Consider the following 20,607-nt stretch of genomic DNA (forward strand, 5'->3'; position numbering starts at 1 on the left):
GGATGCATTTTCACCAATCATAGTTGAAAAAGCGTGAAGACATCTTGCCCTACCTTAACCTCCTGGCCGAGCCGTCGCGCCGCACATTTTCGATGCAGCCCCTTTACATCTTTGCGAGCCCAAGGATTTATCCTCTTCTTTGAGCTCAAGGAGACGAACATGTCCTTCGAAAACTGGGCCGCCTTTGCCGCCGCCTCGACGATCCTTCTTGTCATTCCCGGCCCGACCATCCTTCTGGTCGTGTCCTATGCGCTCGGTCAGGGCTGGCGCACCGCGCTGCCGATGGCGGTTGGCGTGGCGTTTGGCGATTTTACGGCGATGACGCTGTCGATGCTGGGCATAGGCGCACTGCTGGCGGCGTCGGCCACCGTGTTCACCGTGCTGAAGGTGATCGGCGCCGGCTATCTGATCTATCTCGGCGTAAAGCTGTTTCGCGCCGGTGGCACGCTCAAGGCCGAGCCGCGCCTGGACGCGGTGTCCTCGGCCAAGATGATGGCGCATGCCTGGCTGGTCACCGCGCTCAACCCGAAAAGCATCACCTTCTTCGTCGCCTTCCTGCCGCAGTTCCTCGACCGGCACGCCGATTTCTGGACGCAGATGCTGATCTTCGAAACGACCTTCCTGGCGCTCGCCTTCGCCAATGCCTTCGGCTACGCGCTGATCGCGGCAAGGGCGCGCAACGTCGTGCGTAATCCCCGGGCGATCCGCATCTTCAACCGCACCGGCGGCACGCTGCTGGTCGGCGCCGGCATCGCCACGGTGGCGATGCGCTCGGGCAATTAGAGCGACGAAATTCGCCTGCGAGAGCCAGATGCTTACTCGAGGGCCGCCTCGATCGCCAGGATGATCTTCTCGGCTTTCAGCGTCGAGAAGCTGATGCCCTTTTCAGGAAAATAGGCGGCAGCAAGCCGCACAGCTTCGCGCAACGACATGCCCACAAAGCCAGCTATATCCTCACCATTGGCGACGGGCTGCGGAACGGCGATCATCACCACCAAGCCTTTCTGCTCTCGAGAGAAGTGGCCGAGCTTGTAGCCCTCAAACTCAGGCTTACTGACCGAGCCAGGCAGAATGAAAATCGGATTTATCCATGCCTCGGTACCATCGTTATAACTCGCATCACGGACATCGGCGGCGACGTTCATTGCCTTGTTGAGCATTGAGTGGACGAGGCTGCCGCGCTGTTCTGGGCCGCCAAATTGATTCCCTATCGCTATCATTACCCTTACCTTTTCAACGCCTCGGCCTGCGCCGTCACAGATTTGGTAGTGACACCTAAAAAAAGTCGTTGCGAAGGGCTTTCAAAGCCTGCTTGATATCTCCAGGTGACCTTGCCAAAGAGTCAATCCCGTCGCCTACATATTTGCTGAAATCCGCAGCTGCTGCCGGCCCAGACCTGATTAGCGCGCCGACCGCTAATGTTGTAAGATCGGATCCACAAATTGTGTGGTCGTCGATGGGTGACCCATGGCAGTCAGGGACGCATTCGGCCTGACGTTTTCGGGCGCGACCGAGGCCGGGTTCTCGTCCTACAGCCAGGCCGTGCGCGAACTGCAGTGCTTCATCGGCGATCCGATCGCCTCGGTCGACTGCGCCATCGCCGAGGATCCCGGTTTCGTTATGGCGCATGTGTTCAAGGGCTATCTCTTCGGCCTCGCCACCGAGCGCGAGGCGACAGCCGTGGCCAGGACATGCCACGAGGTGGCACTGCCGCTTGCCGCCACACCGCGCGAGCAGGCGCATGTCGCAGCACTTGGCCATCTTGCCGGAGGACGCTGGCATGAAGCCGCCCGTCTGCTCGAGGATATCGCCATCGAGTTTCCGCTCGATGCGCTGGCGCTGCAGACCGGGCACCAGATCGATTTCTTCACCGGCAATGCCCGCATGCTGCGCGACCGCATCGGCCGCGCGCTGCCGTCGTGGCAAAGCGGCATGCCGGGCTACCACGCCATACTCGGCATGCAGGCCTTCGGGCTGGAGGAGATGGGCGACTATGCGCGCGCCGAAAAGCTTGGCCGCGCAGCAGTCGACATCGAGCCGCGCGACGGCTGGGCGCAGCACGCCGTCGCTCATGTCATGGAAATGCAGAGCCGGCAAAGGGACGGCATCGCATGGATGCGCGCCAACCCGGAAGCGTGGACGCTGGAAAGCTTCCTGCAGGTGCACAATTGGTGGCATCTGGCGCTGTTCCACTACGATCTCGGCGAGACCGGCGAGGTGCTGGCGCTCTATGACGGCCCGATCTACGGCGAGCGCTCGACGCTGGCGCTCAACATGGTCGATGCCTCGGCTATCCTGTGGCGACTGCATCTCGGCGGCATCGATGTCGGCGCCCGCTGGGCAGCACTTGCCGCCAACTGGGCCAAGGCCGGCGCCGGCAACTATGCCTTCAACGATGCCCATGCAATGATGGCTTTCGTCGGCGCCGGCCAAGAAGCGCCGGTTCGCACCTTGCTCGAGGCGCAGCGCGAGGCCATGCACGGCAACGACGACAACGCCGCTTTCACCCGGGATGTCGGCCATCCCCTCACGCTCGCCATCAAGGCATTCGGCGATGGCAACTACACCGAGACGGTGGGCCTGATCCGGCCAATCCGGGTGATCGCCCACCGCTTCGGCGGCAGCCACGCGCAACGCGACGTCATCGACCTGACGCTGATCGAGGCGGCGCTGCGTTCCGGCGACCATGCGCTGGCACGGGCGCTTGCCGCGGAACGCGCGCTGGCGCGGCCGGACAGCCCGCTGTCGGCGCTGCTTTCGCGGCGGGCTGCCGATTTGTCGGAGAATTGACCGGAGGCGGATCTTGTCTTAAAAACTGCCAAGTCAGATTTTTTCGAGATCCGAAAAAATTAATGGCATTGGGAGGACACCATGTATCTCGGCCTCGATCTGGGCACGTCGGGCGTCAAGGCGCTTTTGATCGATGCCGGGCAGACCATCATCGGCTCCGGCCACGCGTCGCTCGACGTGTCGCGGCCGCATCCCGGCTGGTCCGAGCAGAACCCCACCGAGTGGATCCGCGCCTGCGAGGACGCGATCGCCGAGCTCAAGGTTTCCCATTCGAAAGAACTTGCCGCGGTCAAAGGCATAGGCCTCTCCGGCCAGATGCACGGCGCCACCTTGCTCGATGCCGGCGACCAGGTGCTGCGCCCCTGCATCCTCTGGAACGACACGCGCAGCCATGCCGAGGCGGCCAAGCTCGACGCCGATCCGCGTTTTCGCAAGCTCACCGGCAACATCGTCTTCCCCGGTTTCACCGCACCAAAACTGGTCTGGGTGAAAAACAACGAGCCGGATATTTTCGACAAAGTGGCGAAGGTCCTGCTGCCGAAGGATTTCCTGCGGCTCTGGCTCTCCGGCGAGCATATTTCTGAGATGTCGGACTCGGCAGGCACGTCCTGGCTCGATGTCGGCAAGCGAGACTGGTCAACCGACCTGCTTTCCGCGACGTCGCTCGATGAAGGGCAGATGCCGTCGCTGGTCGAAGGCACTGAGAAGGCCGGCGCCTTGCGCAGCGAATTGGCCTCGAAATGGGGGATGCAGGCCGGCATCCCGATCGCCGGCGGCGCCGGCGACAATGCGGCCTCGGCCTGCGGCATGGGCACGGTCGCAGCCGGCCAGGCCTTCGTCTCGCTTGGCACGTCAGGCGTGCTGTTCGCCGCCAATGCGTCTTATCTGCCAAACCCGGAAAGCGCGGTGCACACATTCTGCCACGCGCTGCCCGACACCTGGCACCAGATGGGCGTCATCCTGTCGGCAACCGATTCGCTCAACTGGCTGTCGGAGATATCAGGGAAAGGCGCCGGCGAGCTCACCGCCGAGCTCGGCGATACGCTGAAGGCGCCGACCGGCGTGTCCTTCCTGCCTTATCTCTCCGGCGAGCGCACGCCCCACAATGATTCGGCCATTCGCGGCTCGTTTACCGGGCTTGCGCATGAATCGAGCCGCGCCGTGTTGACCCAGGCCGTGCTGGAGGGCGTGGCTTTCGCCTTTCGCGACAGTCTCGAAGCCCTGACCAAGGCCGGCACGACGCTGACACGAGTGACGGCGATCGGCGGCGGCTCGCGCTCGCGCTATTGGCTGAAGGCAATCGCCACCGCGCTCGGCCTGCCCGTCGACATCCCGGCCGATGGCGATTTTGGCGCTGCCTTCGGTGCGGCCCGGCTCGGCATGATCGCGGCGACGGGCGCCGATCCGCTCAGAGTGTGCACGGCGCCGGCCACCGATGCCACCATCGAACCGGTCGCCGCGCTAAGCAACGCCTATGCGGATGCTTATCAGCGCTACCGCTTGCTTTACCCAGCCATCAAGGCTGCGACCGCATGAGCGAGGGTTTAGCCCCCTCTGGCCTGCCGGCCATCTCCCCCTCAAGGGTATGGCTATGGCTTTTAGGCAGGCGCCCCCTCACCCGGATTGCCAACCGAATTGCTAAGAGCAATTCGGGGCAATCCGACCTCTCCCCGGGGGGAGAGGAGATCGCCGACCTTGGCGCCAGCCTCTTCTCCCCAGCGGGGAGAAGGTGGCCGCGAAGCGGCCGGATGAGGGGGCTGCCCTTGAGAGGGAGATGGCCGGCAGGCCAGAGGGGGGTGTGTCGCCCCCGCCTCGCCACGAAGTCTTCACTGTGCCGGAACCTTGTCGAGAAAGCCGGTGACGCTTTTCAGGCGGCCATTCTCGATGACACCGATGTCGGTGCCTTCGATGACGGAATCCGTGCCATCCGGCCCGAGATTCCACGAGAAGCGGATCGTGTCGCCAAACCCGTCCGGCTTGCCCTTCAGCGAGAACCGGAAGCCGGCAAAACGTTTTTGGACACCATCGATGAGCGCGGCGATGCCATCATGGCCGTCGCCCTGCATGATCGGGTCACGATAGCTGACGTCTTCGGTGAAGGTCGCCTTGAGCAAGGCAGTCCGGCGCGCGGCCTCGCTCTCGTTCCAGGCGGCGATGTAGTTTTCGGCGATCGTGTTGAGGTCGGTCATGGTCTGTCTCCTTTGTTGAGTGGCTTTGACATGACCGTTTTCATCCAGCGCCAGCGCGAAACCAATTACGCCTGAGGTAATCAGGACAGAACCATGCGAGAGGACAGACAATCATGACCAGTGGGTTTTTCGGCGACATCCAAAAGATCAAATACGAGGGGCCGGATTCGACCAATCCGCTGGCCTACCGCTTCTACAATCCCGATGAAATTGTCGCCGGCAAGCGGCTGGAAGACCATCTGCGCTTTGCCGTCGCCTACTGGCATTCGTTCGCCTGGCCGGGCGGCGATCCGTTCGGCGGCCAGACTTTCGATCGGCCGTGGTTTGCTAGGGACGACGGGGTCGACACGATGGAACTGGCCAAGCTCAAGGCCCATGTCGCCTTCGAGATGTTTGCGCTGCTCGGCACACCCTACTTCTGCTTCCACGATGCCGATGTGCGGCCGGAAGGAAAAGATTTTTCCGAAAGTGCCGCGCGCCTCGACGAGATCTCAGATTATTTTGCGACCAAGATGAAGCAGACCGGCGTCAAGCTGCTTTGGGGCACGGCGAACCTGTTCTCCAACCGCCGCTTCATGTCGGGCGCCGCCACCAATCCCGATCCGGACGTGTTTGCCTATGCGGCAGCGACGGTGAAGCACTGCATCGACGTCACCAAGCGGCTGAAGGGCGAGAATTATGTGCTGTGGGGCGGCCGCGAGGGCTACGAGACGCTGCTCAACACCGACCTTGCCCGCGAACAGGAACAGGCCGGCCGCTTCCTCAACCTGGTCGTCGACTACAAGCACCGGATCGGCTTCAAGGGCACCATCCTGATCGAGCCGAAGCCGCAGGAGCCGACAAAGCACCAGTACGACTATGACGTCGCCACGGTCTACGGCTTCCTGAAACGCTTCGGCTTGGAGAAGGAGGTCAAGCTCAACATCGAGCAGGGCCATGCGATCCTGGCCGGCCATTCCTTCGAGCATGAGCTGGCGCTGGCCAATGCGCTCGGCATCTTCGGCTCGATCGACATGAACCGCAACGACTACCAGTCGGGCTGGGACACCGACCAGTTCCCCAACAACGTGCCGGAGATGGCGCTTGCCTATTACCAGGTCTTGCAGGCCGGCGGCTTCAAGTCCGGCGGCACCAATTTCGATGCCAAGCTGCGCCGGCAATCGCTCGATCCGCAGGATCTGCTGATTGGCCATATCGGCGGCATGGATTGCTGTGCACGCGGCCTCAAGGCCGCCGCCCGCATGGTCGAGGACAAGGCGCTATCCGCCCCGCTGGCCGAGCGCTATGCCGGCTGGAACTCCGCCGAGGCCAAGGCGATGCTTGCCGGCAAGCGGACGCTGGAGGAGATCGCAGAGCGCGTCGTCAAGAAGAAGATCGAGCCGCAGCCGAGATCCGGCCGCCAGGAACTGCTCGAGAATATCGTCAACCGGTACGTCTGAGATGTCGCACCGGCGGGTCTTTGACCGATCCGCCGGCCCGGAACAGCTTTGCGCGAAGGCGGAACCGATGACAAGGTTTTGCCTCGCACCGCCCCTCAATCGCCTCGCTCTTGCCTTCAAACAGCCGTCACGAATCCGGTATAGTATGGTTCGTGGCGGGAACAGAAAGAAGGAGGCGAAACGATATGCAGCACGAACGCGAAATCGACGCCCTGCTCTCATCTGGCGAGGCTGGATCGATCATCGACCGGCTGATGGCGCTGCCGCATCCGAAACATGGTGCGCGGAGTGCAAACGAATGGGATCGCGCGGTCGCCAGCCGCTTTGAGACCCATCTTGCGAGACAGATGCGCTCGCAGATCGACGGCAAAAGCGACCGCAAGGACGCTGCCTAATCCCGATTATCCCCTACGCAGCCTGACCGGTGCTTCGCCGAAAGCTCTGGAAAACGCCCTGGAAAATGCCGCGGCGGACGAAAACCCTGTTCGCCCGGCAATATCGGCCATGGCCACGCGCGTGTCGACCACCAGCCGGCGCGCGGCACCCAGCCGCAGCCTGAGATAATAAGCGCCCGGCGTCTCGCCGATCGACTTGCGAAAGATGCTTTCCAGCGTTCTTGCCGTCACCCCGGCGCGCTTCGCCACCGCGGCGATGGTCTGCGGCTGGTCGACATGCGCTTCCATCAGCCGGATGGCTTGCGCCAGCCGCGGATCGTAGCCGTCGAGGCGGCCGAGCGAGACCAGCGGTTGCGCATCGGTCGCCGCCCGCGCCTGGTCGTAGATGAAGACACTTGCCACATCGAGCGCGACGGCCATGCCGAGCCGCGTGCGGATCAGATGCAGCATCAGGTCGAAGGTCGGCGAGGCGCCGCCCGAAGTGAAGACCGGCCCGTCGATGACGTAGCGGTCGGGGCGTACATCGACGCCGGGAAAGGCCGACGAGAAATCCTCCATGTCCTCCCAATGGGTGGTGGCGCTGCGCCCTTCCAGCAGGCCGGCGCGGGCCACAAGCCAGGTGCCGGCTTCGACGCCGCCGCAGGCGCGCGCGGCGCGCGCCGCACGGCGCAGGCCGGAAAGCAGGGCCGACGTGGCATAGTTCTGCGTGCCGAAACCGGCGACGACGACAAGCATATCGGTTGTATCCGCCGCATCGAAGCGGCCGCTAACCGCAACCGGCAGGCCGCATGTGGTGACTGGCGCTTCGCCGGTCACCGAGACCAGCCTGAAATCGAACAGCGTCTCGCCGGCAATACGGTTGGCGGCACGCAGCGGATCGACGGCCGATGCCACGCACATGATTGACGAACCGGAAAACACCAGCAGCGTCACCTTGAGCGGCGAGCGCTCGGCGCGAAAGATCGAAGGCTTTTCGGTTTTCATCATACGCTCTTCGTAAAACGCAAAACAGTTTCCGGCAAGTCAGGCATTGTTGCCATCTGTTCGATCGAGCCCATGTTTGATCGGAGCCGTCTGTGCCGATTGGGAGAGTCCGATGCCGCTTGCAATGAACCGTGAGGTTTTCATAACCTGTGCCGTGACCGGGTCCGGCAGCTCGCAAGATCGAAGCCCGCATGTGCCGCGTTCGCCCAAGCAGATCGCCGATTCGGCCATCGATGCGGCAAAGGCGGGTGCGGCGATCGTCCACTGCCACGTGCGCGATCCCGAAACCGGCAAGCCGCGCCGCGACGTGCAGCTTTATCGCGAGGTAACCGAGCGCATCCGCGCGGCAGACGTCGACGTGGTGCTGAACCTGACCGCCGGCATGGGCGGCGATATGGTGTTCGGTTCGCCGGAAAACCCACTGCCGCTGAACGAGAAAGCCACCGATATGGGCGGCGCGAGCAACCGCGTGGAACATGTGCGCCAGTGCCTGCCGGAGATCTGCACGCTCGACTGCGGGACGATGAATTTCGCCGAAGCCGACTATGTTATGACCAACACGCCCGGCATGCTGCGCGCCATGGGCGCAATGATGACGGCGCTCGGCGTCAAACCGGAGATCGAGGCCTTCGACACCGGCCATCTGTGGTTTGCCAAGCAATTGGTCGAGGAAAAGGTACTGGATCCGGACGCGCTCGTGCAATTGTGCATGGGCGTGCCATGGGGCGCGCCTGATGATCTCAACACCTTCATGGCCATGGTCAACAACGTGCCGTCGAACTGGAATTGGTCGGCGTTTTCTATCGGCCGCAACCAGATGGCCTACGCCGCCGCTGCGGTGCTGGCCGGCGGCAATGTCCGCGTCGGGCTCGAGGACAATCTCTGGCTCGACAAGGGCGTGCTGGCGACCAATGCGCAGCTGGTCGAGCGGGCGGTCAGCATCGTGTCGAACATGGGCGCAAGGGTCATCGGCCCGGATGAGGTGCGCAAGAAGCTCAACCTGACGAAGCGCGCGCCGCTTTGAACAAGCAATCGGTAGGGAGGAGCCGCCGATGAAGACCGTGAAATTCACCGCGATGAAGGACGGCGACCGCGACGATTACGCCTTCCTCACCGAGCACGAGATCGACTATGCGGCGAAGACCGGCGAACGGCTGCTTGACGCGCTTATCCAACTCGACGAAGGCCTCTCCGGCTATAAGATCACCCGGCTCGGTCATTCGCTGCAGGCGGCGACGCGCGCATGGCGCGACGGCGCCGACACCGACTGGCTTGCCTGCGCGTTGCTGCACGACATCGGCGACATCTACGCACCGTACAATCACGACGAATATGCAGCTTCGATCCTAAAACCTTTCGTGCGCGAGCAGTGCACCTGGGTGGTGGAAAAGCACGGCGACTTCCAGCGCCTCTATTATGCCCACCATCTCGGCGGCAATCCCCATGCGCGCGACCGTTTCGCCGGCCACCTTTATTTCGACGATTGCGACCAGTTCTGTGAGCGCTGGGATCAGTCGAGCTTCGATCCGGATTACGAGACGTTGCCGATCGACTTCTTCCGGCCCTTCGTGCTCGAAGTGTTCGCGCGCAGAGCCTATGACGCCACAGTGATCCGTGCCGGCGAACGCGTGCCCCTCATCGATTCCAAAGTAGCCAGGACAAGAACCGGAGCCTCCGCATGAGCATCATCACCAAGGCGGCTGCCATCGGCGGCGGCGTCATCGGCGCCGGCTGGGTCGCGCGCCTGCTCTTGAACGGCATCGACGTGTCGATCTTCGATCCCGATCCCCAAGCCGCGCGCAAGGTCGGCGAAGTGATGAAAGGCGCGCGCCGCGCCTACAAGCAGATGCTGCCCGGCGGCGTGCCAAAAGAGGGCAAACTGACCTTTGCCAAGACCATCGCCGATGCCGTGGCCGACGCCGATTTCATCCAGGAAAGCGTGCCGGAACGGCTCGACCTGAAACACCGCGTGCTGGCCGAGATCGACCTTTATGCGCCGGCCAACGCCATTGTCGGCTCCTCGACCTCCGGCATCAAGCCGACCGACATGCAGGTGGCGATGAAGGAGCATCCGGAGCGGCTGGTCGTCGGCCATCCGTTCAACCCGGTCTATCTCTTGCCTCTGGTCGAGATCGTCGGCGGCGAACAGACCTTCCCCGAGGCCATCGAGGTCGCCAAGGAGATGTACGCCTCGATCGGCATGAAGCCGGTGGTCATCCGCAAGGAGATCGAGGCTTTTGTCGGCGACCGCCTGCTGGAGGCGGCATGGCGCGAGGCGCTGTGGCTGATAAAAGACGGCATCTGCACGGTCGAGGAACTCGACGACATCATGCGCTATGGCTTCGGCTTGCGCTGGGCGCAGATGGGCATGTTCCAGGTCTATCGCGTCGCCGGCGGCGAGGCCGGCATGCGCCATTTCATGGCGCAGTTTGGGCCATGCCTGAAATGGCCATGGACCAAGCTGATGGATGTGCCGGAGTTCAACGACGAGCTGGTCGACCTGATCGCCACCCAGTCGGACGACCAGGCACATGGCCTGTCAATCCGCGAGCTGGAAAAGATCCGCGACGACAACCTGATCGCGATCATGGAGGCGCTGTCGAAGCAGAATAAAGGCAAGGGTTGGGGCGCCGGCGCCTTGCACAAGGACTATACGAAGCAGCTCGCCAAGCTTGCGGCGAAGAAGCCCGCTACTTCGAAGGCGGCCGAAAAGGCCAAGGCTGAAAAGCCGAAGAAAAAGAAGAAAGGCTGAGGCCATGGATTTTGGTCTTTCGGAAGAACAGAAACTCATCGTCGAGACGACGCGCGCCTTCGTCGAGAACGAGCTGTATCCGCACGAGCGCGAGGTCGAGCGCACCGGCGTACTGCGCCGCGAACTGATCGAGGAGATCAAGGCCAAGGCAATCGAAGCCGGGCTCTATGCCGCCAACATGCCAACGGAAGTCGGCGGCGCCGGGCTCGATACGGTGACCTGGCTGCTTTACGAAAAAGAGCTCGGCCGCGCCAATTACGCGCTGCATTGGACCTGCGTGGCGCGGCCTTCCAACATCCTTCTGGCCGGCACGCCGGAGCAGCGCGAGAAATATCTCTATCCCTGCATTCGCGGCGAGAAATGGGATTGCCTGGCGATGACCGAGCCGGGCGCCGGCTCCGATCTGCGCGGCATGAAGGCGACCGCCGTGCAGGATGGCGACGACTGGGTGCTGAACGGCACCAAACACTTCATCAGCCATGCCGATCTTGCCGATTTCGCCATCGTCTTCATGGCCTCGGGAGAGGAAGAGTCTTCGCGTGGAAAACGCAAGAAGATCACCGCCTTCTTCGTCGACAAGGGCACCAAGGGTTTTACGGTGCGTGACGGCTACCGCAACGTCTCGCACCGCGGCTACACCAATGCCATCCTCGAATTCGACGATTGCCGGCTGCCCGGAGCCCAGGTTCTCGGTGAGGTCCACAAGGGTTTCGACGTCGCCAATTCGTGGCTTGGCGCAACCCGCCTGCAGGTCGGCGCGACCTGTCTCGGCCGGGCCGAGCGGGCGCTTGGTCACGCCGTCGAATATGCCGCGCAGCGCCAGCAGTTCGGCCAGCAGATCGGCAAGTTCCAGGGCGTGTCGTTCAAGCTCGCCGACATGGCGACCGAACTGAAGGCCGCCGACCTGATGGTGTTCGAAGCCGGCTGGAAGTACGATCAGGGCACCGTCACCGATCAGGACATGGCCATGGCCAAGCTGAAGGCCACCGAAATGCTTGCCTTCGTCGCCGACGAGGCGATCCAGATCCATGGCGGCATGGGGCTGATGGACGATCTGCCGCTGGAGCGCATCTGGCGCGACGCCCGCGTCGAGCGCATCTGGGAAGGCACTTCGGAAATCCAGCGCCACATCATTTCACGGGCGCTGCTGCGCCCGTTCGGGGGCTGAACGATGCACAGGCTTGAACGTCTTCTGCGCCCGCGAACGATCGGCGTGTTCGGCGGCGCGCAGGCCGCCGCCGTCGTCGCGCAGTCGATCAAGATGGGCTTTGCCGGCGAGATTTGGCCGGTGCACCCGAGCAAAGACGAAGTCGCCGGGCGGAAAGCCTATCGTTCGGTGGCCGACCTGCCTGCGGCGCCCGACGCTGCCTTTGTCGGCGTCAACCGGCATCTGACCATCGAGGTGGTCAAGGCGCTGGCCGAACGCGGCGCCGGCGGCGCCGTCTGCTTTGCCGCCGGCTTTCTCGAGACCGAGGCCTATGACGAGGACGGCGAACGGCTGCAGGCCGACCTGGTCGCTGCGGCGGGCCAGATGCCGATCATCGGACCGAACTGCTACGGCCTGATCAACTATGCCGACGGCGCGCTTTTGTGGCCCGATCAGCACGGCGGCATCAGGCTGGCCGAGGGCGGCCGCGGCGTCGCCATCATCACCCAGTCGTCGAACATCGCCATCAACTTGACGATGCAGAAGCGCGGCCTGCCGATCGCCTTTCTGATGACTGCCGGCAACCAGGCGCAGACCGGCCTCTCCGAAATGGCGCTTGGCCTGATCGAGGACGACCGCGTCACTTCGCTCGGCCTGCATATCGAGGCCTTCGATTCGGTAGCCGGCTTCGAAAGGCTAGCCGCGCGGGCGCGTCAACTAAAGAAGCCGATCATTGCCATGAAGGTCGGCCGCTCCGAGCAGGCGCGGCAGGCGACGGTGTCGCACACTGCATCGCTGGCCGGGTCGGATGCCGCCTCGGGCGCCTTCCTGAAGCGGCTCGGCATCGCCCGCGTCGATTCGATCCCGGCCTTCATCGAGGCGCTCAAGCTGCTGCACGTCACCGGCCCCCTGCCCGGCTATCGGCTGTCGTCGATGAGCTGTTCGGGCGGCGAGGCGTCTGTGATGGCCGACAGCGCCGAAGGCCGCTGGGTGAACTTTCCGGCGCTGACCGATACGCACCGCGCCCACGTCAAATCGACGCTCGGGCCGCTGGTAGCGGTGGCCAACCCGCTCGACTACCACACGTTCATCTGGAACAACGAGCCGGCGATGACCGCCACCTTCACCGCCATGGTGTCGGGCGGTTTTGACCTCAACATGCTGGTGCTCGATTTCCCGCGCCCCGACCGCTGCTCGGACACCGACTGGTGGGCGACGCTGCGTGCCTTCGAATCGGCGCTGAAGACCAACAAGGCGCAGGGCGCGATCGTCTCCTCGCTGCCGGAGAACCTGCCCGAGGAATACACCGCCGGCCTGATGGCACGCGGCATGGTGCCGTTGTTCGGCATTTCCGAAGCCATGGACGCCGCCCAGGCGGCAGCCTTCATCGGCTGGGCCTGGCGCGAGCCGCAGGCGCAGCCGATCGACACCTCCGCTTCCGGGGCGCCGGCCGGCGACCATGTCACGCCTGATGAGGCCGAGGCGAAAGCGCGGCTGATCGAGGCTGGGCTTCCCGTGCCGAGGGGCGAACGCGCCGGCAATGCGGTTGAGGCGGTGATCTCCTCGATGGCGCTCGGCTTTCCGGTGGCGATGAAGGCTTTGGGCGTCACCCACAAATCCGAGCTCGGCGCGGTGCGGCTCAACCTCAGGGATGCCGAATCCGTCAGCACCGCCGCCCATGATCTCGATGCGCTAGGCACCGGCCTCTATGTCGAGCGCATGGTGCGCGACGGCGTCGCCGAGCTGCTCGTCGGTTTCACCCGCGACCCGATGTTCGGCGCGGTGATGACGCTCGGCACAGGCGGGGTGCTGGTCGAGCTGCTGCGCGACAGCGTCACTCTGATGCTGCCGGCAACCCGCGACGACATCGAGGCAGCGCTGCGCGGGCTCAAATTGTTCCCGCTGCTTGAAGGCTATCGCGGCCGGCCCAAGGCCGATGTCGCGGCGGCCATCGATGCGATATCAGGCATTGCCGCCTTCGTGCAGCAAAATGCCGGCGAGATCGAGGAGCTCGACATCAACCCGCTGATCGTCTGCGCGCAAGGCAAGGGCGCCTGGATCGCCGACGCACTGCTGGTGCTGGGAGAGAACAAAAATGTCTGACGTCATCACCACCCGCCGCGAGGGCACGATCCTCGAAGTCGTGCTCGACCGGCCCAAGGCCAATGCCATCGACCTGAAAACGTCGCGGCTGATGGGCGAGACGTTCAAGGCGTTCCGCGACGATCCGGATCTGCGAGTTGCCATCGTCAAGACCGCCGGCGACAAGTTCTTCTGTGCCGGCTGGGACCTCAAGGCCGCGGCCGGTGGCGATGCGGTCGACGGCGACTATGGCGTTGGCGGGTTCGGCGGACTGCAGGAATTGCGCGACCTCAACAAGCCGGTGATCGCCTGCGTCAACGGCATGGCGGTCGGCGGCGGCTTCGAGCTGGCGCTGTCCTGCGACCTCATCTACGCGTCGGATCATTCCTCCTTCGCGCTGCCGGAAATCCATGCCGGCACGCTGGCCGACGCGGCAACGATCAAGCTGCCGAAGCGCATCCCCTATCATGTCGCCATGGACCTTTTGCTCACCGGCCGCTGGATGGATGTCGCAGAGGCGCATCGCTGGGGCCTGGTCAACGAGGTGCTGTCCAAGGAGAGGCTCGAGGACCGCGTCTGGGAGATCGCCCGGCTGCTCGCCGGCGGCCCGCCGCTGGTCTTTGCCGCGATCAAGGAGACGGCGCGGGTCGCCGAATCGCTGACCTTCCAGGACGCGATGAACCGGGTGACGCGGCGCCAATTGCCGACGGTTGACGCACTGTACGGCTCGGAGGACAATCTCGAGGGCTTTCGCGCCTTTGCCGAAAAGCGCGACCCGGTGTGGAAGGGGAAATGATACTGCGGAGATGATGGCGTTTCTTCCCACCCCCCTCTGGCCTGCCGGCCATCTCCCCCGCAAGGGGGGAGATTGGCAGCTTCGGCCCATCCGCCCTTCCTGCCGCGCTGGAGATTGGCGAAAGCCGATGCGACATCCAATCTCCCCCCTTGCGGGGGAGATGTCCGGCAGGACAGAGGGGGGTGTCCAGGCGAATTCATTGCGATCCGGTCAGCGCTCATGACCGACTACAAAAAACTCATAGACGCCGAGACATGGGCCTTCATCGAGCGGACCAATTCCTACTATCCGTCGGATACGATCGACTACACAATCGCCCAGCAGCGTCCGATCTACGACCGCATGTGCCGCGAGTTCTTTGCCGGCTATCCCCAAGGCGTGACGGCTGAAACCACCGTCATTGCCGCGCCCGCGCACGACGTCCTGATCCGCATTTATCGCAGCGCGGCGCCGAACGCCTCTGCGATGGTGCTCTATGTCCATGGCGGCGGTTTCATCCTCGGCGGACTCGATAGCCATGACGATGTCTGCGCCGAGCTTTGCGCTCGCACCGGCTATGAAGTGGTTTCGGTCGACTATCGGCTGGCACCCGAGCATCTGCATCCGGCCGCCTTCGACGACGTGATGGGCGCCTTCGAATGGGCCACCTCAACCTACGAATGCCCCGTCCTGCTTTGCGGCGACAGCGCCGGCGGCAATCTCTGCGCCTCCGTCAGCCATGCGACGCGCGGCCACGCGCGAAGGCCGATCGGCCAAATGCTGATCTATCCCGGCCTCGGCGGCGACCGCTCGCAAGGATCCTATGTGACCCATGCCGAGGCGCCGATGCTGACGGTGCGCGACCTCAATTTCTACAAGGATATCAGGACCGGCGGCGAGGACCGCACTGGCGACCTCACTCTGTGGCCGCTTGCCGACGCCGATTTTGCCAATCTGCCGCCGACCGTGGTGATCACCGCGCAATGCGACCCGCTGTCGTCAGACGGCGAGGCCTATCGCGACCGCGTCGTTGCGGCAGACGGCCACGCCTTCTGGTTCGAAGAGCCGGGGCTGGTGCATGGTTATCTCAGAGCCCGGCATACGGTCGGCCGCGCGCGCTCGAGCTTTACCCGGATCGTCGACGCGGTAGCGGTTCTGGGACGCAGCGAGTGGATCTGGTAAGGGGTCTAGCCCACCCCGCGTGATGCCGCGCGGCCGGCGCTGCGGCCCGGAAAAGATGCAGCCGCCGAGAAACGTGCCTTCCAGCGCCGCGTACCATGAGCGAATCGACGAGGAAGATGCCGCCGAGCGACTGGCCCGGCTCCTGGTCGACAATGATGGTCTTCTTGCCGGCCTCGGCCAGTTCGGCCGCGGCGACGAGACCGGCAAGGCCGGCGCCGACAATGATCGCATCCGCATCGTCAGCCATTTTGTTTGACCATGATCTTATCCGAAAACCGGTTCCCACTTTTCGCTGGCGCGGACCTTCGGTTCGGGATCATGGTCAGCCTAAACCGTCTCCCAGCCTTCCTTCTCGCCGGCGCGGAAGATGGCGTCGATGACCTTCTGGTTGAGCACCGATTCCTCCAGCGTGAAGACGCGGTCCGTGCCGCCCTGTGCCGCCCGCGCGAACGCCTCGACCTCCAGCCGGTATTGCTGCATCCCGGGGAAGCGGAACACTTGCGCCTCGCTATGGTTCTGGTTGTGCAGCTCGACGCGATGGTGGTCATAGATTCCGGCGTTGAACGGCGAAAGCACCTCGATGAAACCCTTCTCGCCGTGGAATACCATCACCTGCCGCGCCGCCATCTGCGTCGACAGATAGAACGACAATTCGAAGTCGCCGAAATCGGCGCGGATCGAAGAATAGATGTCGGTGCCGAACGTCTTGTCGCGCTCGATCGTCGCCTGGACGCGCAGCGGCTCCTTGCCCGTCGAAAAGCGCGTCGACACCGTCGGGTAGACGCCGATGTCGGGCAGCGCGCCTCCGCCGAGGTCGAGCTGGTTGCGCATGTTCTTGGGATCGACATTGTAGTAGGAAAACGCGCCCTGCACATGGCGCAGCCGGCCGATGGCGCCGTTGGCGATCAGCTCGCGAACCTTGATCCACTGCGGGTGGTAGACGACCATGAAGGCTTCGCAGACGAGCACGTTTTTGGCGTCGCGCAGCTTGATCAGCGGCGGAATGTCGTTGGCATCGAGCGCCAGCGGCTTCTCGACCAGAACATGCTTGCCGGCCTCGATCGCCTTGGCGGTCCATTCGACATGCTGCGCGGTCGGCAGCGGGATGTAGACGCCGTCGATGTCCCTGGATGCGAGCAGCTCGCTATAGGAACCGAAGGCATGGGGCGCGCCGAAACGGTCGGCCAGGGCGCGGGCTTTCGACAGGTCGCGGCTGGCGATCGCCGACAGTACACCGTTCTCCGCCTCGACCATTGCAGGCAAAAGATGCTCGCGGCCGATCTTGGCCGTCGACAAAACACCCCATCGGAACATCAGGCTTCTCCCTCTTTAGATTGCAGGCGTCGAGGTTTGCCTGAAATCGGCAAAAAAGCCAATGAGAAGCATGGCAGCGAGCAAGGCGATCGTCTGCGGCTTGTTCGGATGCCGGCGCTGCCCCATAGCTTCTCTCCCCGCTCTCGCGGGGGCGAGGAAGAACCGCTCAACCCCTTCTACCTGTAAGCGTCATGTTGAAGTCGACGACGTTCGAATAGATCGGCGTGCCGACATCCATGCCGTAGCGCGACCGCAGCACCTTGCCGGTGACATGGAATTTTATCGTGCCTGCCTTGAGACCGGCGAGCTCGGCCGTGAACTTTTCCGAAAAAGTCTTGCCGCGCGCCGTCAGCCGACCGGTGACGAGGGCTGACGTCTCGCCGATGCGTCTCACGCTGGTCGAGCGGAACTGGATTTCCGGGTTGTTGGCGGCGTCGAACACCGCGTCGGAGCGAAGGAAGGCGTCGACGCGGCTCTGGCCGGTGCCGACGCTTTCGGGAAAGATGGTGATATTGACACGGGAGCGTCCGACATCGCTGTTGTCGATGCGGATCGAGCCCTTGAAGCGGGCGAAGGCGCCGGCGAGCCCGCCGCCGCCGGCCTTGCCGACGGAGAAACGGATGCTGGAACCGGCCGGGCTGATCGTGTAGCTGCCGGCAGCGTCGCTGAGCGCGACCGCCGCGAAAACAGGCATGGCAAGGCAACTGGCGACTGCTGCAAATCCGAAGATGCGTGCAACCATGGGCGTGATCCTTTTTTAGCGCCCTCGCCCTATTAACGAATGAGCCGCCTGCTCTATTCCGCGCTGTGATCCGACGAAGGCGTGATCATGCGCGTCAGTACTACGTCCTTCAGCCAGAAATGATGGCGCAGCGCCGCGGCGAAATGCAGGGCGACAAGTCCGATGCCGGCATAGGCGAGATACCAATGCGCCGAGGTCCAGAAGCTTTCCGCCGGGTCCGATTCCGCGAGTGGCAGGTCCGGCATGACGAACAGGTTGAACGGCACGCTCGGTATCTCCAGCATCGACACTGATACCAGTGCCCAGCCGGACAGAGGCAGCGCAAGCTGAAACACGTAGAGCGCAAAATGGACGAGCGGCGCCACGCGGCGCTCTAACGGCCCGACCGAGCGCGGCAGCGCCGGCACCGCATTGCCGAGCCGCCAGGCAATGCGCAGGATCACCAGCCCGAGCAGCAGAAAGCCGAAGGATTTGTGCAGCTGAATCAGTTCGAAGGCGGTGCGCTGGCTGGACACCCGCATCATAACAAAGCCGAGCACGAACTGGCCGATGAAGATCGCGGCGATCAGCCAGTGAAGGACGATTGCCGCCCAGCCGTAGCGGGTCGCAGAGTTTGTGATCCATATGGGCATGGGAAGTGAACGATGGCCGGGGCCGCCTTCTTCCACCCTCCCCCTTGTGGGACCCTTGTGGGGAGGGTCGCGCAGCAAATGCCGCCAAGCAGCTTTTGCGAAGCGGGATCTCGTAGGGCGCTACCCCCACCCCGTCTCGCAGCCTCCGCTTCGCTTCGACTGTGAGCCGACCCTCCCCACAAGGGGGGTGGCTTACCCGCTCATCTTGAAGAAATCGACGAAGGCTCGCAGCGCCGGCCGCATCTGGCGGCGGCTCGGATAGTAGACGAAAAAACCGTCGAAGGGCGGGCACCAGTCCTCCAGCACGCGAATGAGCTTGCCGTCGGCAATGGCATCGCGAACATAATCCTCGAATACGAAGGCGAGGCCGGCGCCGTCGATCGCCGCATTGGCGATAAGATGGTCCTCGTCGAGGATCAGCGGCCCTTGCACCGCCAGCTCGATCTCCTCGCCGTCCTTCTCGAATTCCCAGCGGTAGAGAATGCCGCTGGAGAAGCGGAAGCGGAGGCAGCGGTGACCGGCGAGATCGTGCGGATGGCGCGGTCTGGGCATGGTTGCGAAATAGGATGGCGCGCCGACGACGGCGCCGCGAAGGTTTGGCCCGACGCGCACCGCGATCATGTCGCGCTGCAGGCTCTCGCCGAGCCGGACGCCGGCGTCGAAGCCGCCTTCGACCACATCGGTGAAGCGGTCTTCGATGACGATCTCCAGCACGATGTCCGGATAGGCCGATGCAAAGGCGCCGAGCCGCGGCGTCAGCGCCAGATGCGCGGCGGTGCGCGGCACGGTCAGCCGAAGATTGCCGGCCGGCCGGTCGCGCGCCTCGACCGCCGCTTCCAGGGCCAGATCGATCTCCGACAGCGCCGGTCTCAGCCGCTCGAGCAGCTGCGCGCCCTCCTCGGTCGGGGCGACACTGCGCGTGCTGCGCGCCAGGAGCCGCACGCCGAGACGTGCCTCCAGGCTGGACACCGCATGGCTGACCGCCGATGGCGCGATGGCGAGTTCCCTGGCCGCGCCGCGAAAGCTGCCGCACTGGGCGACGGTTGCCAGCACCGCAAGCTGGGAAAGATGGGTTCGCGTCATTGATCTATTTCTTGGAACAGCCCGTGCAAATGAGAGCCGATTATCGAACGCGATGCAAGACGCTATTTCCGTCGCATCACAACAAGGAGACTCGTGATGCAAACCCGCAAGCTTGGAACTGAACTCGAAGTCTATCCGGTCGGCCTCGGCTGCATGGGGATGAGCTTCGTCTATGGCGGCCAGGAAGAGAAGGCGTCGATTGCCACGCTGCACCGCGCCGTCGAGATCGGCGTCAATTTCTTCGACACGGCCGAGGTCTATGGCCCTTACGAGAACGAGATCCTGCTCGGCAAGGCGCTGAAGCCGGTGCGCGACCAAGTGACGATCGCGACGAAATTCGGCTTCAAGATTCTCGAAGAAGGCAACGGCGTCGAGCGCATGGCGGGTGTCGACAGCCGCCCCGAGCACGTCAAGGCGGTCGCCGAAGCGTCGCTGAAGCGGCTGGGCACCGAGGTGATCGACCTGTACTACCAGCATCGCGTCGATCCCAATGTGCCGATCGAGGATACGGTCGGCGCCATGGCCGAGCTGGTGCGCGAGGGCAAGGTGCGCGCGCTCGGCCTGTCGGAGGCGAGTGCGGCGACCATTCGCCGGGCGCATTCGGTGCATCCGATATCAGCCGTGCAGAGCGAATATTCGCTGTGGAGCCGCGATCCGGAAGAAGAGGTGTTTGCCGTCTGCCGCGAGCTCGGCATCGGCTTTGTCCCCTACAGCCCGCTCGGCCGCGGCCTGCTGACCGGCACGATCGCCAAGCCCGAGGTGCTCGGAGCCGACGACTGGCGGCGTGGACTACCGCGCTTCCAGGCCGACGCCATGGCGGCCAATGCGGCTGTTATCGCGACGCTGGAGACAATGGCTGCGGAGAAGGGCGTGACGCCGGCGCAGCTGGCGCTCGCCTGGGTGCTGCATCAGGGCGATTTCATCGTGCCGATCCCCGGCGCGCGAAAAATCCGCCATCTGGAACAAAATGCGGCAGCGGCACAGATTGCGCTGAGCCAGGCGGAAGTGGCGGCGATTGGCGACGCCCTGTCGCCGGAGAAGGTCGTCGGCAAGCGCTACACTGAAGAGCTGCTGGCGCTGGTCAATGGGTGAACGGTGATC

At 63.8% G+C, this 20,607-nt stretch carries 20 protein-coding genes and 1 pseudogene; 13 read left to right on the forward strand and 8 right to left on the reverse strand.

Annotated features, from left to right (window positions below; genetic code table 11):
• Positions 1-159: 159 nt before the first annotated feature.
• A complete protein-coding gene (locus AC0L3L_RS08550; RefSeq protein ID WP_473484387.1) occupies positions 160-783 on the forward strand; it encodes a LysE family translocator in 624 nt (207 codons plus the stop codon).
• Positions 784-815: 32 nt separating this feature from the next.
• Here AC0L3L_RS08550 and AC0L3L_RS08555 read toward each other — a convergent pair whose 3' ends face one another.
• Positions 816-1,220 carry a hypothetical protein gene (locus tag AC0L3L_RS08555; RefSeq protein ID WP_473526236.1) on the reverse strand — a complete coding sequence of 135 codons (405 nt, stop codon included), beginning with the start codon at positions 1,218-1,220 and terminating at the stop codon, positions 816-818.
• A 247-nt stretch (positions 1,221-1,467) separates the two neighbouring features.
• Here AC0L3L_RS08555 and AC0L3L_RS08560 point away from each other — a divergent pair, with 247 nt between their 5' ends.
• Both AC0L3L_RS08560 and xylB read left to right on the forward strand, forming a co-directional pair.
• Positions 1,468-2,790 (forward strand): tetratricopeptide repeat protein, encoded by a 1,323-nt coding sequence (locus AC0L3L_RS08560; protein ID WP_473637242.1) that lies wholly within the window; start codon positions 1,468-1,470, stop codon positions 2,788-2,790.
• A gap of 81 nt (positions 2,791-2,871) precedes the next feature.
• Positions 2,872-4,326, forward strand: a complete 1,455-nt coding sequence (gene xylB, locus AC0L3L_RS08565; RefSeq protein WP_473637243.1) for a xylulokinase — start codon at positions 2,872-2,874, stop codon at positions 4,324-4,326.
• Between the two features lie 290 nt (positions 4,327-4,616).
• On the opposite strand, the gene AC0L3L_RS08570 is transcribed toward xylB, so the two are convergent.
• Complete coding sequence (locus AC0L3L_RS08570; RefSeq protein ID WP_473637244.1) at positions 4,617-4,979, reverse strand: nuclear transport factor 2 family protein; 363 nt, start codon at positions 4,977-4,979, stop codon at positions 4,617-4,619.
• A 113-nt stretch (positions 4,980-5,092) separates the two neighbouring features.
• Between AC0L3L_RS08570 and xylA the strand changes: the two genes are divergently transcribed.
• Both xylA and AC0L3L_RS08580 read left to right on the forward strand, forming a co-directional pair.
• On the forward strand, positions 5,093-6,418 hold the full coding sequence (xylA, locus tag AC0L3L_RS08575; RefSeq protein WP_473637245.1) for a xylose isomerase: 1,326 nt from the start codon (positions 5,093-5,095) through the stop codon (positions 6,416-6,418).
• Positions 6,419-6,603: 185 nt separating this feature from the next.
• Positions 6,604-6,813 (forward strand): hypothetical protein, encoded by a 210-nt coding sequence (locus AC0L3L_RS08580; RefSeq protein ID WP_192356109.1) that lies wholly within the window; start codon positions 6,604-6,606, stop codon positions 6,811-6,813.
• 6 nt (positions 6,814-6,819) lie between these two features.
• Here the strand turns inward: AC0L3L_RS08580 and AC0L3L_RS08585 are convergent, their stop codons facing one another.
• The gene (locus tag AC0L3L_RS08585) at positions 6,820-7,800 is read right to left on the reverse strand and encodes a GlxA family transcriptional regulator (RefSeq protein ID WP_473637246.1); all 981 of its coding nucleotides are present in this window, start codon (positions 7,798-7,800) and stop codon (positions 6,820-6,822) included.
• A 109-nt stretch (positions 7,801-7,909) separates the two neighbouring features.
• Between AC0L3L_RS08585 and bcoG the strand changes: the two genes are divergently transcribed.
• From bcoG to AC0L3L_RS08620, 7 genes are all read left to right on the forward strand, one after another.
• Complete coding sequence (gene bcoG, locus AC0L3L_RS08590) at positions 7,910-8,821, forward strand: 3-dehydrocarnitine:acetyl-CoA trimethylamine transferase BcoG (RefSeq protein ID WP_473484398.1); 912 nt, start codon at positions 7,910-7,912, stop codon at positions 8,819-8,821.
• A gap of 28 nt (positions 8,822-8,849) precedes the next feature.
• The gene (locus AC0L3L_RS08595; RefSeq protein WP_473484400.1) at positions 8,850-9,479 is read left to right on the forward strand and encodes an HD domain-containing protein; all 630 of its coding nucleotides are present in this window, start codon (positions 8,850-8,852) and stop codon (positions 9,477-9,479) included.
• Positions 9,476-10,549 carry a 3-hydroxyacyl-CoA dehydrogenase NAD-binding domain-containing protein gene (locus AC0L3L_RS08600; RefSeq protein ID WP_473637247.1) on the forward strand — a complete coding sequence of 358 codons (1,074 nt, stop codon included), beginning with the start codon at positions 9,476-9,478 and terminating at the stop codon, positions 10,547-10,549. The genes AC0L3L_RS08595 and AC0L3L_RS08600 overlap by 4 nt, the downstream gene beginning before the upstream one ends.
• Positions 10,550-10,553: 4 nt before the next feature.
• A complete protein-coding gene (locus AC0L3L_RS08605) occupies positions 10,554-11,717 on the forward strand; it encodes an acyl-CoA dehydrogenase family protein (protein WP_473527125.1) in 1,164 nt (387 codons plus the stop codon).
• A gap of 3 nt (positions 11,718-11,720) precedes the next feature.
• The gene (locus tag AC0L3L_RS08610; protein ID WP_473637248.1) at positions 11,721-13,799 is read left to right on the forward strand and encodes an acetate--CoA ligase family protein; all 2,079 of its coding nucleotides are present in this window, start codon (positions 11,721-11,723) and stop codon (positions 13,797-13,799) included.
• Entirely contained in the window at positions 13,792-14,574 is a 783-nt protein-coding gene (locus AC0L3L_RS08615) for a carnitinyl-CoA dehydratase (RefSeq protein ID WP_473637249.1), read from the forward strand. The genes AC0L3L_RS08610 and AC0L3L_RS08615 overlap by 8 nt, the downstream gene beginning before the upstream one ends.
• 219 nt (positions 14,575-14,793) lie before the next feature.
• Positions 14,794-15,735 carry an alpha/beta hydrolase gene (locus AC0L3L_RS08620; protein ID WP_473637250.1) on the forward strand — a complete coding sequence of 314 codons (942 nt, stop codon included), beginning with the start codon at positions 14,794-14,796 and terminating at the stop codon, positions 15,733-15,735.
• Positions 15,736-15,793: 58 nt separating this feature from the next.
• On the opposite strand, the pseudogene AC0L3L_RS08625 reads toward AC0L3L_RS08620, so the two are convergent.
• The 5 genes and pseudogenes from AC0L3L_RS08625 to AC0L3L_RS08645 form a co-directional block, all read right to left on the reverse strand.
• Positions 15,794-15,982, reverse strand: a pseudogene (locus AC0L3L_RS08625) (FAD-binding protein); the annotation flags it as partial.
• 80 nt (positions 15,983-16,062) lie between these two features.
• On the reverse strand, positions 16,063-17,049 hold the full coding sequence (locus AC0L3L_RS08630) for a Gfo/Idh/MocA family protein (RefSeq protein ID WP_473484412.1): 987 nt from the start codon (positions 17,047-17,049) through the stop codon (positions 16,063-16,065).
• Positions 17,050-17,215: 166 nt separating this feature from the next.
• The gene (locus AC0L3L_RS08635; RefSeq protein ID WP_473484414.1) at positions 17,216-17,791 is read right to left on the reverse strand and encodes a YceI family protein; all 576 of its coding nucleotides are present in this window, start codon (positions 17,789-17,791) and stop codon (positions 17,216-17,218) included.
• Positions 17,792-17,844: 53 nt separating this feature from the next.
• A complete protein-coding gene (locus AC0L3L_RS08640; protein ID WP_473484416.1) occupies positions 17,845-18,423 on the reverse strand; it encodes a cytochrome b in 579 nt (192 codons plus the stop codon).
• A gap of 192 nt (positions 18,424-18,615) precedes the next feature.
• On the reverse strand, positions 18,616-19,506 hold the full coding sequence (locus AC0L3L_RS08645) for a LysR family transcriptional regulator (RefSeq protein ID WP_473484418.1): 891 nt from the start codon (positions 19,504-19,506) through the stop codon (positions 18,616-18,618).
• 96 nt (positions 19,507-19,602) lie between these two features.
• Here AC0L3L_RS08645 and AC0L3L_RS08650 point away from each other — a divergent pair, with 96 nt between their 5' ends.
• Positions 19,603-20,598 (forward strand): aldo/keto reductase, encoded by a 996-nt coding sequence (locus AC0L3L_RS08650; RefSeq protein WP_473527123.1) that lies wholly within the window; start codon positions 19,603-19,605, stop codon positions 20,596-20,598.
• The last annotated feature ends 9 nt before the right edge of the window (positions 20,599-20,607 follow it).

The sequence above is a fragment of the Mesorhizobium sp. WSM4849 genome (assembly GCF_055811385.1).